The organism is Lysinibacillus zambalensis (assembly GCF_040183165.1).
Taxonomy (GTDB): domain Bacteria; phylum Bacillota; class Bacilli; order Bacillales_A; family Planococcaceae; genus Lysinibacillus; species Lysinibacillus zambalensis.
Map to the genome: position 1 here is coordinate 13,815 of NZ_JBEGDG010000038.1, position 15,236 is coordinate 29,050.

A 15,236-nucleotide genomic window follows, 5' to 3' on the forward strand; every position below is an offset into this window, starting at 1 on the left:
AGCTAAACGTGGTGCCAAAGGAAGAAAGCGATAAATATCCAATTATGCCAATTTGGTATAGTGAAATCTCTCCATATTAGTTATATTTGTTTATGAGGAGGGAATTAGTATGAAAAAGTTGTTTCATTTAATGATTATTGCATTTATAGGTGTATTTTTCATTTATGGTTTGACTAATATAATTCTGAATTTAAAAGGCTATAATATGGCAGATTTTTTAATCGCTGCGGTTATGTTAGTATTTGTTGCCCTATTAGAGTTAGTTTTAATCAAGCAATATAATCGTATATATAGCCTAGAATCAATAAAAGCACAAAAACAAATAGCAACTGATAAAGAGAAAGCGAAATTTGAGATAGAAAGTAAAATTCTTGGATCTAAGTCTCGACAACAGTTAATAGGTGCGGATTTATGCATTAAAGCAAAGCATATGGCGGGTTTACCAATTGCTGAAGGTGCAGAAATGTTTGTATACAGATGTAAGGGAAAAGTGGTATTCGAGAGAAATCAGGATACCATTGAGCTAGGAATCGATAAAGTTAAAGATATTTTGATAAAGACGGACGTTGAAATTCAAAAAAGCTATGTAAGTAGTGCTGGTGGTGCTGTAGGAGGTTATGTTTTATTTGGGCCATTAGGGGCAATGATTGGCGGAAGAACAAAAGAAAAAAAGAGTACCAATATCGAAAAGTACTTAATTTTTTCTTATGAAAAAGATGGTGATACAGCTTATATTTCTATGGAAGTCACAAATGAGCCAAACGCTTCTTTATTTAACACAAATTATTATGACCTGTCTAAAAATGAAAGAAAATTAACTAGTCTTTAAAAGAGTGCCTATTTCAGGCGCTCTTTTATTTTTGGAAAGGGAGTGAGAATGTGGCTACAATACGTACAGCGATTCAAATCCAAGATCGATTAAGTCAACCAATGCGCGCTATGCATAGTGCTGTGTCCATGATGGTTAATCAAATGGAAGCAATGCACGTGGCATCAGGGCGAATGATGGATACATCAAACGTTCAATTAGCTAATAGAGAATTAGCAAGAGCAGCAGAAGCTATGAATAGAATAGAAAGCGAAATTACAGATGCATCTAATTCACAGCAAAGATTTACAAATAATATTAGAGATGGCACTAGTGCGGCTGATGGATTACTAAACAAAGTTTTAGGTATTGCAGCTGCGTACTTAAGTTTTCAAACAGTTGGTAAAGTATTTGGTTTATCAGATGAACTGACAAATACAACTGCACGATTGAATTTAATTAATGATGGTTTACAAACTACTGATCAACTACAACAAATGATTTATGACAGTGCACAACGTTCTCGTGGTGCTTATGCGGATACTGCTGACATGGTTGCGAAATTAGCCATGAATGCTGGTGAAGCTTTTAAATCGAATGCTGAAACTGTAGCTTTTGGTGAATTGTTAAATAAGCAATTTGTAATAGCAGGTACAAATATAGAAGGTATAGCATCTACAACATTACAATTAACACAAGCAATGGGTAGTGGTGTACTACGTGGTGAAGAATTAAATGCTGTTTTCGAAGCTACCCCAAATGTAATACGGAATATTGCTGAATATCTAAATGTTTCAATCGGTAAAATTCGTGAAATGGCAAGTAATGGCGAAATTACTGCTGATATAGTAAAAAAAGCTATGTTTTCAGCAGCAGATGATATTAATAAGAAATTTGAAAGTATGCCGATGACATGGTCCCAACTATGGATAAGTTTCAAAAATGAAGCTCTGTGGGCATTTCGAGGGGTTTTAGAAAATTTAAATGAAATTGCTAATAGTGATAGGTTTAAAAGTTTGATAGCAAGTACAACTGATACTTTAACACAAATGGCTGATGTGGCTATATTCGTCATGGATATCTTGGCTGCTGGCGGAAGTTTTGTTTATGATAATTGGTCGTTGATTGCACCTGTTTTATGGGGGGTAACAGCAGCAATGGGAGCATACGGAACTGCGCTTTTAATAACAAAAGCAGCTGAAATAGCTTCTACTATTTGGTTAGGACTCAAGACATTAGCTCTTGGGCTTATGACGGCGACTAGTTGGGCGGGTGTACAGGCAACAATGGCTTTAACAGCTGCGCAATGGGGATTAAATGCAGCATTAATGTCTAATCCGATTTTTATCATTATAATGGCTATTATTATTCTGATAGGGATCATATATATCGCTGTTGCTGCAATAAATCATTTCGCAGGTACATCTTATAGTGCTACTGGCGCAATAGCAGGTTTCTTCATGATGTTAGGTACGTTTATTTATAATATAATCGCTTATTTATGGAACATTTTTGCGGCTATAGTAGAATTTTGGGTAAATATTTGGTCGGACGGAACCTATACAGTAAAACGGTATTTTGGAAATTTAGCAAACAATGCGATCGATATGGCAACTAGTATGATTGGAAGCTTTGATAGTGCTGCAACAAATCTTGCTAATTTGTTTATCAGTGGTGCTAATATGGCTATTGGTGCAATTAACTGGTTAATAGATGCGTTAAACAAAATACCTGGTGTTGATATCGGTAAAATGGATGAATTTAAATCTAGAACATCTGTAACAGCAGACTTATCAAAAATAAAAAAAGGTATAAATGATTGGGTCGGTGAAGCTCCGGAGGATTACTGGGAAGCTCCAAAAATGGAGTTGAAGTCTTTAAGCACTGCTTGGGATACAGGTTACAACTGGGGGAATGATTTATTTAGTTCTGATAAAAATAAAGACAAGATTGATACTAGTAAAGCAATTGAAGATGCAATGAAAAACGCCATGAATGATGCCGGTGACCCTAGTGGTCTAGGTGACAAGTTAGATAAAGGGAATCGTAACGGCGATAAAACAGCAAAAAATACAGCGAAAATGGCCAAGAAAATGGATGGCGCTGGCGAAGATTTAAAATATTTGCGTGACATTGCTGAACGAGAGGCTATCAACCGTTATACAACAGCTGAAATTACTATTGATATGAAGAATGAAAATCATATAAATAGCGAAATGGATATTGATGGTGTCATTAATCGTTTTGGTGAACGTGCAGAGGAAGTAGCTGCAATGTTAGCAGAGGGAGGTCCAACGGAATATGTATAACTTTTTTGCAGACGGTGTACAATTTCCTGTTGCACCTTCGGAAATGACCACGAAAATTAATGGTCGTAATGAAAGTATTGTATTGATGAACGATGGTGAAGTAAACATTATAAAGAAACCAGGACTAACGGATATTGAGTTTGAGGTATTACTCCCAAACGTCAAATATCCGTTTGCTGTTTATCCCAACGGTTTTCAGGCGGCTACATTTTATCTCGACAAAATAGAGAAATTAAAGATCTCAGACAAACCATTTCAGTTTATTGTAAACCGCATGATGCCAAATGGAAACTTGCTTTTTGACACTAATATAACAGTTACACTTGAAGATTATGAGATAAAAGAATCTGCTGATAACGGATTTGACGTAACGGTTAGTATCATGCTTAAACAGTATCGAGCTTACGGAAATAAAAAGATCACTATAAAAAAAGATACAAAAAGTAATTCTAAATCTACTTCAAAAGCAGTTGTCGAGGAAAAACGCCCTGCAACAAATAAGACAACACCAAAGACTCACACGGTAGTAAAAGGTGACACATTATGGGCCATTGCTAAAAAGTATTTAGGTGATGGCTCAAAATATACAGAATTAGCAAAGATCAATAATATTAGTAATCCTAACAAGATAAAAGAGGGTCAGGTGATAAAACTTGGCTAAATCAAAGTTGTATATCATGAGTAAAGGACAGCTAGTTGAATGTGCTGTTGAAGAAGGTATTGAGTGGGAGATACATCGAAAAGGTACACCAGGTAAACTTACATTCAATGTTATTAAGGATGAAGTATTAAGTTTCCACGAAGGTGATGCAGTCCGTTTTGAATATGACGGCCATAAGATTTTTTACGGTTTTGTGTTCACAAAGAAACGTAATGATAACCGTATTATTACTGTTACTTGCTATGATCAACTGCGATACTTTAAAAACAAAGATACTTATGTTTATTCTAAAAAAACGGCTGCTCAGGTACTTAAAATGATTGCGAAGGATTTTAAATTAAAGACTGGGACTGTTGCCGATACAAAGCATGTTATCCCATCTATGGTTGAGGATAACCAAGAGCTATTCACTATCATGGATAATGCTTTAGGAGAAACAACTCTTCATACTAAAAGCTTGTATGTTTTATACGATAATTTTGGGGCATTGAGTTTACAAGAAGCCAGATCACTAAAAACAAATTTACTGATTGATAAAGAATCCGGCGAATCATTTGAGTACACAACGTCCATAGATGAAAACACCTATAACAAAATCAAACTTGTACGAGAAAATAAAAAAACAGGTAAGCGAGATGTATACATAGCCCAAGATGGCAGCAAAATCAATCAATGGGGTGTGTTACAGCTTACTGAAAAATTAGGTGAAAATGATAATGCTAAAGCAAAAGCTGATGGTATGTTAAAGCTTTATAATCGTAAATCGAGGAAATTACAGGTTAATAAAGTGTTCGGTGATCCTTTAGTACGCGGTGGAAGTCAGGTAGCTGTACAGATGAATCTTGGTGACATAATTGTTGCTAATTTTATGATGGTGGAAACAGCAAAGCACATATTCAAAGAATCAGAGCATCATATGGATTTAAAATTGATTGGTGGTGATTTTATTGCCTGATATGACTGATATTTTACAGATGTTTAAAAAGATAGCCATTGACGCTATAACTGCTCAAAAACTTACTAATGTTGTTCATGGTACAGTCGTAAATACAAGCCCATTGCAAGTCCAGGTTGATCAAAAACTAATATTAAATGAGGATCATTTACAACTTACAAGAGCAGTAAAAGGCCATGAAATTGAAATGAGCATTGATAATGGAGCAAAACAGATTTATACAGTTTATAACGGCTTAATACAAGGCGATAAAGTAACCATGATTCGTGCCCACGGTGGTCAACAATATTTAATTATTGATAAAGAGGTGGTTAAATGATTCCACAAGTTGATAACGATGGATTGACACTTGATTTTGAGGAAGTTATTGAGCCATCTAATACCTTCAAAATAAATAATGACTTAGATCGCTGTTATGGCACTGTTGATGAACTAGAAGCCATAAAACAAGCGATTTTTTTAATGCTCAATATCGAGCGATTCGATCACTTAATTTACAGTTGGAACACAGGATTTGAGTCCGATGATTTAATAGGGCAGTCAACAGCTTTTGTTGCCAGTGAAGTAAAACGACGTATTCGTGAGGCTTTAATCCAGGATGATCGCATTACAGAAGTAGATTCCTTTGTCGTAACAACTAATAAAAACAAAGTGCATGTACAATACACAGCACACACCATATTTGGTGAAATCACAGCAGAGAAAGAAGTGGATTATTAATGGTAACACCATTCGACTTGAATACTTCTTATGAGGATTTATTAGCTCAAAAGCTTACAAACGTTCCGACACAGGATAAACGCGAGACATCTTTGATTTATCAAGCGACAGCAGCTAATACAGCTGAGACAGTTCAAATATTGTTTACACTGATGAACTTTGAAAACCAAATGTTTGCGGATACTGCCCCACGAGAAAATTTAGTTAGACGCGCTGCTGAGCGAGGCCTTAGCGCAAATCCTGCTACTCTTGCTATCAGAAAAGGGATATTCAATATTGATGTACCTATTGGAGCACGTTTTTCACAGGAAGAATACAACTATGTTGTTCTTGAAAAAATCGAAAACGGCGTTTTTAAGATGGAATGTGAGACTGTTGGAGAAGTCGGGAATTTCGAGACAGGCCAATTAATACCGATTGATTATATTGAAGACCTTGAAGCTGCTAAGTTAACGGATGTATTGATTCCGGGAGAGAACGAGGAAGATACAGAAGCTTTCAGGTCACGTTATTTCAATAGCTTTGAAAGTGTTTCGTTTGGTGGCAATCGAGCTGATTACAAAGAGCGCGTAGGAAACATACCTGGTGTTGGAGGTGCGCGCATCTATCGAGCTAAGTACGGAGGTGGAACTGTTGGTGTTACAATCATTGACTCCACATACTCGAAGCCGTCCACAGCATTAGTAGACTTGGTACAACAGTTAGTAGATCCATTAGATGCTCAAGGTGACGGAGTTGGGCTTGCTCCTATAGACCATATCGTTACAATCTCGGCTGTTACTGAAACAATAGTAAATATAGCTACAACACTAACTTTACAATCCGGCTGGTCCTTTGCAGATGTAGAGAGTGCTATTAAAGAAGTAATCGATGGATATTTTAAAGAAATTGCAGAACTATGGGCAAAGGCTGTTACGAAGCAAGAAGATAATACAGGATTGATTGTACGTATTAGCCAAATCGAGACTCGCATACTTGGTGTTAATGGTGTCATTGATATCGCTAATACAACGTTAAATGGCGGAGCAAGTAATCTTGAGTTGGATAAAGAAGCTATTCCATTGAGGGGGGCTTTCAGTGGCTAGGGAAGTTGATATTTTAAGCTATTTACCATCTATCTTGCATGAAATTAAAGAGCTTCAAAAAGTATCTGAAATTGAAAACCCATCACTAGAGCAAGTTTGGGAGTTAGTTGAATCTATACTCAATAATCAATTCATCTTAACTTTAGATGATCGTGGCGCAAGTCGTTATGAGAAAATGCTCGGCTTAGTTGCAGGTGAATCAGAAACACTTGAGACACGTCGTTTCCGCATCTTATCAAGATATCAAGAGCAAGCACCTTATAGTTATCCCGTCCTGAAACAGTTACTTGATAGCTTGCTAGGAGAGGGGAAATATGAGCTTACTCGTAGTGCATCCGAGAAGTGGGTGCGTGTAAAGATGGAGTTAACTGTAGCTCGTGAGTTTGAGATTGTAGAGGTATTACTTGAGCGAGTAACACCACAAAACATGCTGTTGTATATAGAAATCAGATACAACCAACATATCACCCTAGCACGTTTTACACACGCTCAATTGGCTGCATATACTCACAAACAACTGAGAGAGGAAGTGATGTCCTAATGTCAACTCAGACAAGAAATTATGGATTTACAAAGGACAACGAAAACGATTTTTATGATGTTAATACAGTAAATAACAATCTAGATAAGATTGATACAGAAATAAAACGCATTGAAGAAAAGTTTGATGAATCTGAGCAAACTGACACAAAGGTCGATAATCATATTGAACAAGACGACGGTCATGTTCGGTATATAGGCGACGCTGTAGGTCAAAACGCTAAAGTCATTACCACGGATAAACTTTTCTTAGAAGGTTCACCTGTAAAGCCTAAAGTGGGTGCTGCGTTTAGATTTAAAAACGCAACGCATAACACGGGTGCTGTAACCTTACAAATTGACAGTCCTAAATACGGTAAAACATCCGCTTACAATTTGTACAACAGTCGCGGCGCGGCTTTAAAACCTAGCGATGTACAGGGGCAACTTTTCTATACTGTAGTATTCACGGGTTCGGCTTTTCAATTACAGGGTGAAGGGGGTGGATATTATACAGGTGACACAATAAAGGTTAACGACCTTATCAATAGACATTATGTGGATGTAAGTCAAAGGATGGCTATTAATGGCGGTGTCAATTTCAGTAGCTTAAATCACGAAGTAGCCATAGTAAACGGTGTAGAATATGCATTTTCTTATTGCACTACTACCAGTGATTCTCATGTTTTCTGTTTTGTAGCGTCAACGGGACAGCTTGTGTGGAAAAAGAATGTAAAGTATGAATACAGAAATTCTCGAATTGTTGTATATGAAGGCAAACTCTATTTAACCATTGCCGACTATAATAATGTACTGGGTTACGGCGGCGGTATCGGAATTGAGGTTATGGACGCTTTAACAGGTACTACGTTAAAAGCTTCTCCGATATCTGTTTCGGGTTACAATGTGTCTAATGCTCCAGACCTCTGTTTAGTTGACATAAATGGAACTAAAGAAATAATGGTTCTTGCTGTTAACTATGGCTATTACGCGTGGCTTTTTAGATTTAATCTTGATGGTAAGCTTCTAGCTACAAGCCCAGTTTTAAGTAGTATTAATCATACAAACGACATTACGCCGTCACAGATTCAGTTTGCGAGTCCTTATGTTTATTTAGCTAGTGGCAGAGTTATTCACGGATTTGTAGCTAATGGATTCTCTACGGCTGTAAAATATACACCTCCAGAAAACGCGGGCTACGATTATTTTATATTGTCTATAGCCGCTAATAATATAGGTGGGTTATCCTTTTTGGATTACGTAGGTTATCTTCATGTTCTTGACGTAAACTTATTTCTCAAAACCCCAAGAATCGCTGTAAACGGCAATAAAACTTCGGGATTAGCTATCAAAGGGGATTTACTGGGGTATGCAACGCCTACCGACATAAGAACTTATAGATTAGCTCCAAATGGACTAAGCGTTACATTTTTGGCGGAGTTTACGTACCCTACTAACGTCGATACTACGCTTCCATCCAAAAGTATTGGACTGTCAGAGAATGTAGTAGTGCCTCCAAGAGCCTACACACAAGAATACCCAGCTGTTTTCGCTAAAACCCTAAAAATACAAAGATAAAGGAGCCATACACATGGGAAAAATATTTTTATTTCTAGAAAAGACAAACGAACCAAACATACAGCGTATCGGGACACAGCATTACGCGCCTGAAATGCTATCAGAGGAAGAGTTAAAAATGGGTGTTTTAGTGGACGAAGTGCCGCAAGCTGAAAACATTCCTGATAAACGTCCTGAGTTATTTTACAACACGGATACACAGGAACTATTCTACAAGTATTCCGACGTCGTGTTACCGCCTACCTCACCAGAGCAAATTATGAAAGACTTGCAAAAAGAACTAAACGCCGTAAAAGCAGAAAATAAAACGTTAATGTTGGCTTTAGCTGAATCAGCAGAAGCACAGCAACAAGACAAAATAGAAAATCAATTAGCTGTTGCCGAAGTAGTAGAAACATTAACAACTAAGGGGGTTTTATAATGGCTAAATTATATTGGGATTTAATTAAAATGAGTTTGCGGACTGTTGACCAGGTACCGTTGTTGTGGCGAGAAGCTGTACAAACATTACTCAATAACGAAGACAAGTAAACGCAGCGTAAGCTAGCGTTATTTTTATTGTCTAAATTAGAAGGAAATCCTTTCCTTTTGTCGAATAATTAAATAGCTTGTTATTTAATTGGATGAAGGAGAAGGTTTATGTATAAATTTTTAGATAGCAATTTGTTTCAAACGATTGTTATATTAATTGTCGGTCTTTTTGCTTTTGTAAATTATATATGGGGTAAGAAAGATGAACAGCGTAAAGCAGCAAATATTATAGTAATGGAAATCAGAGACATTGAAAAGCAAATTGAACGAATAAAAAGTGCGGACAAATATTTCAATTCTAATCCTGTAATAACTACCAACTCTTGGGATAAATATAAATATTTATTTTCGAAAATTCTAGATGATGATGAATATACATTGATTGGAGATGTCTATAAAAATGCAACTTTAATTGAAGAATTTAGAAAACACGCATCAGATCAGATAACAGCATCAATAATGGAAAAAGCAATATTAATCCCTAAAATATCTAGTGAAATTTCTTTGAAGCATAGTGGTGATAAGAATGCTTATACTGAAGAATTTAACAGAGTTTTTGAGTGTTTTACACAAGAGGTAACACTCTATGAATCATATATGATAAGAGACCATATTCGTTTCTTATCCAATAACTATACGAATGCTACAACTACTTCTGCTGGATTAAAACTAAAGACAATAGCAAACAAAAGATTATTTTTTGTTTTTTAATGTAATGTTTACCAAAAAGCGTGGTAAACATTCAATTGAAAATAAGAACCATTTTAAAGCCCTTCACTTTTGAAGGGCTTTTATTTTGCGCTATGAGAGCAATCGAGATGGGCAACGGTACATGTTACCGATTCTCGATGCTTCTCATGGCTTTTTATTTATACCAAAAAGGGCAAAGGAATGATGTTGATGGAAAGATGGATTGCAGCAGTAAGTGGAGCAATTGGCACTATAGTGTCTTATTCAGTAAATGGTTTAGGTATGGCCGTAACCGTCTTAATTGGATTCATGGCTATCGACTATATCACGGGCATTATGAGTGGAATCGTTAATCAAAACTTAAATAGCCGTGTTGGTTTTAATGGAATCATACGAAAAATCTATTACTTAATGTTAGTGAGTTCGGTGTACTTACTTTCACTTGTAATTCCGGGTATCGAGTATGCAGGGGATGGGGCAGCCATTGCATTTTGTGTTTTAGAGTTTATTTCTATCACAGAAAATGGTACAAAAATGGGCTTACCAATGCCTGACTTTATTAAAAACATTTTATCCATCGTAAAGGATAAAACAGGAGAGGGTGAAGTGAAATGAGCACAAGCGTAACTACAACATGCCGGGATATTTCTGAACTATTGCCACCAGCTAGATTAGCTGTGAAACTCTTATTCCAAGAGTGCTTTAAAGCAGGCATTAAGAACATTTTCATTACCGAAACATATCGTTCACAGGAACGGCAGAAATATCTATATGAGCAGGGGCGTACTAGACCAGGACAAATTGTTACTTGGACACTAGATAGCAATCACAAATCACGCCTAGCATGGGACGTTGCTGTTGGCCCTCCACAATCTTTATATGATGTAGCAACACTTAGTCGAGTGGGAGCTATTGCACGTAAGTTAGGCATTACATGGGGAGGGGATTGGATCGGTAGCATTGACCGACCTCATTTCGAAATAAAGTCGAATGGGGTTATCCCTAAAGGTTATAAGCTTGAAGGACAAGTAATCGTCCCAACTAGTAGTGCTGTAAAGGTGCAATTAATTGTGGAAGACAATAAGCCGAAACCAACTGAAAAGGATGATGATAAAATGGAATTTACAAACAAGACAACTAAAGCCGCAGTACGTGACTTTATTAAACAAGCAGTAGATAAAGGTTTAATTGATAAGTCATGGTTAGATAAATTCGACAATGGAACAATGACTACAGGTGACTATGAAGGTTTGAAACTTATCATTGCACAGAGAAGTAATTAACAGTACAGCCCAGGTACTCACCAATAATGAGATACCGGGCTTTTTTTCTTCCTAAAACAATAAAAACCAAATGTTATTGACAATAACAGAACGTTTGTTCTATAATAAATAGGAACAGATGTTCTGTTTTAATTTAAAAAAATAAAAAGGGGTTGTTTTCTTTGGCATTTACAGTCAAAACAGAAGCAGAAAAAATCTTTACTAACATTATGGGTGATGGTGCAGTACGTTTGGCAGCCGACTCAGGTTCAAAAACTAACTTCCATGATATTTTTGGTACACCAGATAAATCAGTAGGAGTTAAACGTCAACGTGCAGGAAGTCAATTGCTATTCTTGACATCCCTTTACTCTAACGCATCTTCTGCGACAGTTCGTGGTCAAATCTTAACTCGTATTCACCGTATTTTAATCAATTACAAAGCATTTATTAACCCAGCTAATCCAGCCAACGTTGGTCCAGAAAACCCGATTTTAGCTTTAGGTGCTTATGCAGCATTAGCTCTAGCCAAAGATGCTAATATGGCTTCATATACACAAGCTAGTTCATCTAATCCGGTAACTCAAACTGAACTTCGTACATTACTTACTAATTATGTTAGCAACTTCTACACTCGTATTACTGCTCAACCTGATTACAAAAATGTAAATCAATCAAATGGTAAAGGGGTAACAGTTAGTGTTGGAGCATTAGCTGGTACAAAACATGCTCCTACAGCACTTAATGGTGTAACTCTTGGTCTAGGTGCAGTTCACTTTATCAATGCAGCTATTAACGGTGCTGGTAATGCAATCTATTCTGACTTAAGCGCTTGGTTCACACAAATGTGTACACGCCTACGTCAATCATACGGTAACTCTCGTGATAACAATGGTTTAACTGAACTTTGTGTAAACATCGGTGCAGGTCGTGCAGGTGATAATGGTAATGGGAGTAAAATTGACCAAATGCGAGGGTATTTCCCATCGTCTGGTTACAACGCATTCGTTATCTGGGGTCTTAACCTTGCAGCTCGTGCTTACCGAATTGCTGAATTAGGCTTAACAACACAAGTTCCTCAATTCAAAAATGCAGTTGCTTTAAGTTCTCACGTTTGTCAACAAACAGCAGCTGAGATCATGAACTACTACAACACTCAAATTCTAAACGAAGGACGTTCGTTCGAAATTGGTCTTCCTAACTTTATGCCAGGCGGTCCAAATGCAGCTCCAGGTGGTTCAGAATATCCTGGTAGTCCATCTGCTCCAACAGCAGGTTACGCTCTTGCGGGTTATCAACACTTTACTTCTACGTTCACTCCAGGAGCAGATTTTATTGCTAACTCTAATGTACAGTACAACATGCTGCAAGAAAGTAATGCTGATGCAGCATCTGTAACAGCTTATCTTTACACAACAGCTTGGTATGGTGGTCACACTCTGGTAACCTCTGGTAAATTGACTTCTGCAATTGCAAACAAAGCAGGTTCAGCAGCACTTCCGTATAACATTGTGTCAACTAATACTGGTTTAAAAGCAGAAGCTGGTGCATCCCGAATCCTTCAAGGCTTAGCTGGTGCCATGAATAGTGGAATCACAACACTTAATTAAAAAATGCTTTGAGAATAACCAAGTTATAGAGGAAAGAATGTTTGGGAATTTAAGCCCATTAGCTTAATTGGTAATGGGCTTATTCTATTAACTTGGTATTATTTTTAGTATATATCTTTGGTTATTACTTAATTATTACTTAAAAAATATCAATTTATTATTCAATCTAATACTACTAAAATATAGAAAGTTCAAAAAAGGAGAATGTTTGATGAAACAGGTATTTATAAAACCAGCTGAAGGTATTTATACAAGCCTTTATGGCATGAGAAGTGGTTCAATGCATTATGGAGTTGACATTGCAAATAGTAGCTCCAATGTACCGGTACACGCTTCAACTGCGGGTGTGATTAACAAAGCCGTTGGTGGTTGTTCTAATAATGGTTCTATCGGTAATACATGTAATGGTGGTTATGGAAACTATGTAATTGTTCGACACAATATTAATGGGAAGACATATGATACTCTTTATGCTCATTTACAATCTATTAGTGTCTCTGTTGGTCACACGGTAAATCAAGGCGATAAAATTGGTGTTATGGGGAACAGTGGGAGTTCAACTGGTCAACACGTGCACTTTGAAATATATGAAAAAGCACGAGTGTCTCAATCAGAGGCAGTAGACCCTATGCCTTATCTAAACGGGGACAAGCCAACAGTTGGCTATCATACTTATGATGGAACTTGGGCAACGATTACAATTACTCAGAAAGCAAATGTGTTCAAAAATGTTGGATATGAAATTATCGGTCAACTTGAAGCTGGTGGAAAATACAAAGTGTATGGTCAAAGAGAATACGCAGCTGATGGAACTCTATTCTATAATGTAGGGTCTGGTTATGTTCACCATGCTTACGGAACTATTGCTAATCACCATGCAACTGTTACATCTACTATCAATACGTATAGCACTCCTAACGGAGCAATTAAACGTCAATTAGCACCAGGAACTTATAAAGTACATGCAGCTAAAGACGGTTGGTACAATTTGGGCACAGAATGGGTAAAAGCAGACCAAGTATTAGTAACTAAAAACTAGAATAAAAAGATATTTTAAATATACTTAGTATGTTTAATAAGATAAAAGACTAGCAAAGCAATTATGCCATGCTAGTCTTTTTTTGAGTTTAAAAGAAGGATAAATGAATCTATCATTTAAGTATAACTACGTTAGAAAATGAATATCGATATAACGCCACTCACTTGAAAAAATGAGTGGCTTTCTTCTATTATATTATTTATATTTTAACGCTAGATGAACAAAATATTTGGTACCCCAGATGTACCCCAAAAGAGTACATGAAAATATACAATAATATTAAAATCAAAAAGTGTGGTACACTATAGAACGTTGATACTATAGCAATCTATTTATAGGGAAATACATAATATAAAATCATTTGAACTCTGGGAGAAAAACACACCACCGAAGTGGTTGTCCTAACAATTACGAAACACTCGCTAAAAATGCGAGTGTTTTTTTGTTTGAAAACATTGATATATCAATATCAGTAGTGATTAACTTACTTGTTATTTAAAGAAGCTAATCTAATGGGGGAGTGGAGAGAAAATCATGTACCCCATAATTATTTCGGTGATTGCTAGACGTTCGAAACAACTCAAATATATTAAAGAGCATGAGTATAAGATTACGGCTGTACAAGAACGTATTCAAATTGAAGTGCTGTTTTGGTTCTTATAAAGCAGTATGTTGCGATAGATATGGCTTTAGTTAACTAGTATTGGCGGCTTAAAGATACCATCTTAAATTAGATGATGGTATGACGTAGAGGCTTTGTGCCCCTACAAATAGAGCTGTTTTTATTCCAGTTCCACTTGCTTCATATAAAACTCTATCGCTTGATTAAACCATTTTTGTTCATCCTCAGTGAAAGGGGCGGTTATCATACATTAAAGTTCTTGAATATCCATTGCTTCCACATTAGTATTCGCTAACTTTTGTATTATATCGTCACGAATGATAGTGAGGGAAATATAAGATATGGAATTATATTCAAATCAATTTTATAAGGGGTATAATTAAAATAACGGAATAGATTATTGGAAGTTTGGTCTGATAGGGGGCTTGAGTATGAAACGTTTAGTTATAGTGATAGGTGTAATTTGGTTGATATTATTAGCAATGTATTTTTTAACTACGGGGTCACCAAGTTAGATTGTTATCGGATTATTATACTATCGCTGAATAAACCTAAAAAGGCCACTCGTTGATGGGCGGTCATCTTTTTGACAATTACTATTGGTTGAAATCGACAATTGGAACACTAAATAAATACAAAAACAAAAGGTAATGTTTATAGGCTAGACTAGCATTGCCTTGTTGTTAATAAAAAGTAAATCACAATCAGAGCCAATAGAAGTAATGACGCTGGGACATAAATATGTTTTCACGGGAAAATTAAAAAATTCCACATCAGAAAAGCGCGAGAAATCAATGTTACCAAAATTGATTTCTCACGCTTTTTAAGGTTTTGACCAGTTATGTCC

The 15,236-nt window shown here is 36.4% G+C and carries 17 protein-coding genes and 1 pseudogene; 17 read left to right on the top strand and 1 reads right to left on the bottom strand.

The window, feature by feature from the left end; all coding sequences use genetic code 11:
• The first annotated feature begins 109 nt into the window (after positions 1 to 109).
• From ABNX05_RS25120 to ABNX05_RS25200, 17 genes are all read left to right on the top strand, one after another.
• The gene (locus ABNX05_RS25120; RefSeq protein WP_349662188.1) at positions 110 to 829 is read left to right on the top strand and encodes a hypothetical protein; all 720 of its coding nucleotides are present in this window, start codon (positions 110 to 112) and stop codon (positions 827 to 829) included.
• A 50-nt stretch (positions 830 to 879) separates the two neighbouring features.
• Positions 880 to 3,117 (top strand): tape measure protein, encoded by a 2,238-nt coding sequence (locus ABNX05_RS25125; RefSeq protein WP_349662189.1) that lies wholly within the window; start codon positions 880 to 882, stop codon positions 3,115 to 3,117.
• Positions 3,110 to 3,778, top strand: a complete 669-nt coding sequence (locus ABNX05_RS25130) for a LysM peptidoglycan-binding domain-containing protein (RefSeq protein WP_349662190.1) — start codon at positions 3,110 to 3,112, stop codon at positions 3,776 to 3,778. The genes ABNX05_RS25125 and ABNX05_RS25130 overlap by 8 nt, the downstream gene beginning before the upstream one ends.
• Entirely contained in the window at positions 3,771 to 4,733 is a 963-nt protein-coding gene (locus ABNX05_RS25135) for an XkdQ/YqbQ family protein (protein WP_349662191.1), read from the top strand. Before ABNX05_RS25130 ends, ABNX05_RS25135 begins: the two co-directional genes overlap by 8 nt.
• 1 nt (position 4,734) lies before the next feature.
• Entirely contained in the window at positions 4,735 to 5,052 is a 318-nt protein-coding gene (locus ABNX05_RS25140) for a DUF2577 domain-containing protein (protein ID WP_349662204.1), read from the top strand.
• Complete coding sequence (locus tag ABNX05_RS25145; protein WP_349662192.1) at positions 5,049 to 5,453, top strand: DUF2634 domain-containing protein; 405 nt, start codon at positions 5,049 to 5,051, stop codon at positions 5,451 to 5,453. Before ABNX05_RS25140 ends, ABNX05_RS25145 begins: the two co-directional genes overlap by 4 nt.
• The gene (locus ABNX05_RS25150; RefSeq protein ID WP_349662193.1) at positions 5,453 to 6,538 is read left to right on the top strand and encodes a baseplate J/gp47 family protein; all 1,086 of its coding nucleotides are present in this window, start codon (positions 5,453 to 5,455) and stop codon (positions 6,536 to 6,538) included. Before ABNX05_RS25145 ends, ABNX05_RS25150 begins: the two co-directional genes overlap by 1 nt.
• Positions 6,531 to 7,079 (top strand): putative phage tail protein, encoded by a 549-nt coding sequence (locus ABNX05_RS25155; protein WP_349662194.1) that lies wholly within the window; start codon positions 6,531 to 6,533, stop codon positions 7,077 to 7,079. The genes ABNX05_RS25150 and ABNX05_RS25155 overlap by 8 nt, the downstream gene beginning before the upstream one ends.
• Positions 7,079 to 8,635, top strand: coding sequence for a hypothetical protein (locus tag ABNX05_RS25160; RefSeq protein ID WP_349662195.1), 1,557 nt, complete (start codon positions 7,079 to 7,081; stop codon positions 8,633 to 8,635). The genes ABNX05_RS25155 and ABNX05_RS25160 overlap by 1 nt, the downstream gene beginning before the upstream one ends.
• Before the next feature lie 13 nt (positions 8,636 to 8,648).
• On the top strand, positions 8,649 to 9,056 hold the full coding sequence (locus ABNX05_RS25165) for a hypothetical protein (RefSeq protein ID WP_349662196.1): 408 nt from the start codon (positions 8,649 to 8,651) through the stop codon (positions 9,054 to 9,056).
• Positions 9,056 to 9,166, top strand: coding sequence for a CD1375 family protein (locus ABNX05_RS25170; RefSeq protein WP_349662197.1), 111 nt, complete (start codon positions 9,056 to 9,058; stop codon positions 9,164 to 9,166). Before ABNX05_RS25165 ends, ABNX05_RS25170 begins: the two co-directional genes overlap by 1 nt.
• Before the next feature lie 108 nt (positions 9,167 to 9,274).
• Positions 9,275 to 9,877 (top strand): hypothetical protein, encoded by a 603-nt coding sequence (locus ABNX05_RS25175; protein WP_349662198.1) that lies wholly within the window; start codon positions 9,275 to 9,277, stop codon positions 9,875 to 9,877.
• Positions 9,878 to 10,066: 189 nt separating this feature from the next.
• Positions 10,067 to 10,471: a phage holin family protein gene (locus ABNX05_RS25180; protein ID WP_349662199.1), complete on the top strand. Its 405-nt coding sequence runs from the start codon at positions 10,067 to 10,069 to the stop codon at positions 10,469 to 10,471.
• Entirely contained in the window at positions 10,468 to 11,139 is a 672-nt protein-coding gene (locus ABNX05_RS25185) for a M15 family metallopeptidase (protein WP_349662200.1), read from the top strand. The genes ABNX05_RS25180 and ABNX05_RS25185 overlap by 4 nt, the downstream gene beginning before the upstream one ends.
• A 161-nt stretch (positions 11,140 to 11,300) precedes the next feature.
• Positions 11,301 to 12,728 carry a calcium-binding protein gene (locus ABNX05_RS25190; protein WP_349662201.1) on the top strand — a complete coding sequence of 476 codons (1,428 nt, stop codon included), beginning with the start codon at positions 11,301 to 11,303 and terminating at the stop codon, positions 12,726 to 12,728.
• Between the two features lie 211 nt (positions 12,729 to 12,939).
• The gene (locus tag ABNX05_RS25195; protein WP_349662202.1) at positions 12,940 to 13,767 is read left to right on the top strand and encodes a M23 family metallopeptidase; all 828 of its coding nucleotides are present in this window, start codon (positions 12,940 to 12,942) and stop codon (positions 13,765 to 13,767) included.
• Between the two features lie 534 nt (positions 13,768 to 14,301).
• Positions 14,302 to 14,430, top strand: a complete 129-nt coding sequence (locus tag ABNX05_RS25200) for a hypothetical protein (RefSeq protein WP_349662203.1) — start codon at positions 14,302 to 14,304, stop codon at positions 14,428 to 14,430.
• Between the two features lie 119 nt (positions 14,431 to 14,549).
• Here the strand turns inward: ABNX05_RS25200 and ABNX05_RS25205 are convergent.
• Positions 14,550 to 14,699, bottom strand: a pseudogene (locus ABNX05_RS25205) (MerR family transcriptional regulator); the annotation flags it as partial.
• Positions 14,700 to 15,236 lie beyond the last annotated feature (537 nt).

Excerpts from the sequence above, each read along its gene's own strand:
- ABNX05_RS25120 (WP_349662188.1), top strand. The coding sequence starts at position 110 with ATGAAAAAGTTGTTTCATTTAATGATTATTGCATTTATAGGTGTATTT.
- ABNX05_RS25130 (WP_349662190.1), top strand. The coding sequence starts at position 3,110 with ATGTATAACTTTTTTGCAGACGGTGTACAATTTCCTGTTGCACCTTCG.
- ABNX05_RS25140 (WP_349662204.1), top strand. The coding sequence starts at position 4,735 with ATGACTGATATTTTACAGATGTTTAAAAAGATAGCCATTGACGCTATA.
- ABNX05_RS25145 (WP_349662192.1), top strand. The coding sequence starts at position 5,049 with ATGATTCCACAAGTTGATAACGATGGATTGACACTTGATTTTGAGGAA.
- ABNX05_RS25150 (WP_349662193.1), top strand. The coding sequence starts at position 5,453 with ATGGTAACACCATTCGACTTGAATACTTCTTATGAGGATTTATTAGCT.
- ABNX05_RS25160 (WP_349662195.1), top strand. The coding sequence starts at position 7,079 with ATGTCAACTCAGACAAGAAATTATGGATTTACAAAGGACAACGAAAAC.
- ABNX05_RS25165 (WP_349662196.1), top strand. The coding sequence starts at position 8,649 with ATGGGAAAAATATTTTTATTTCTAGAAAAGACAAACGAACCAAACATA.
- ABNX05_RS25170 (WP_349662197.1), top strand. The coding sequence starts at position 9,056 with ATGGCTAAATTATATTGGGATTTAATTAAAATGAGTTTGCGGACTGTT.
- ABNX05_RS25175 (WP_349662198.1), top strand. The coding sequence starts at position 9,275 with ATGTATAAATTTTTAGATAGCAATTTGTTTCAAACGATTGTTATATTA.
- ABNX05_RS25180 (WP_349662199.1), top strand. The coding sequence starts at position 10,067 with ATGGAAAGATGGATTGCAGCAGTAAGTGGAGCAATTGGCACTATAGTG.
- ABNX05_RS25185 (WP_349662200.1), top strand. The coding sequence starts at position 10,468 with ATGAGCACAAGCGTAACTACAACATGCCGGGATATTTCTGAACTATTG.
- ABNX05_RS25195 (WP_349662202.1), top strand. The coding sequence starts at position 12,940 with ATGAAACAGGTATTTATAAAACCAGCTGAAGGTATTTATACAAGCCTT.
- ABNX05_RS25200 (WP_349662203.1), top strand. The coding sequence starts at position 14,302 with ATGTACCCCATAATTATTTCGGTGATTGCTAGACGTTCGAAACAACTC.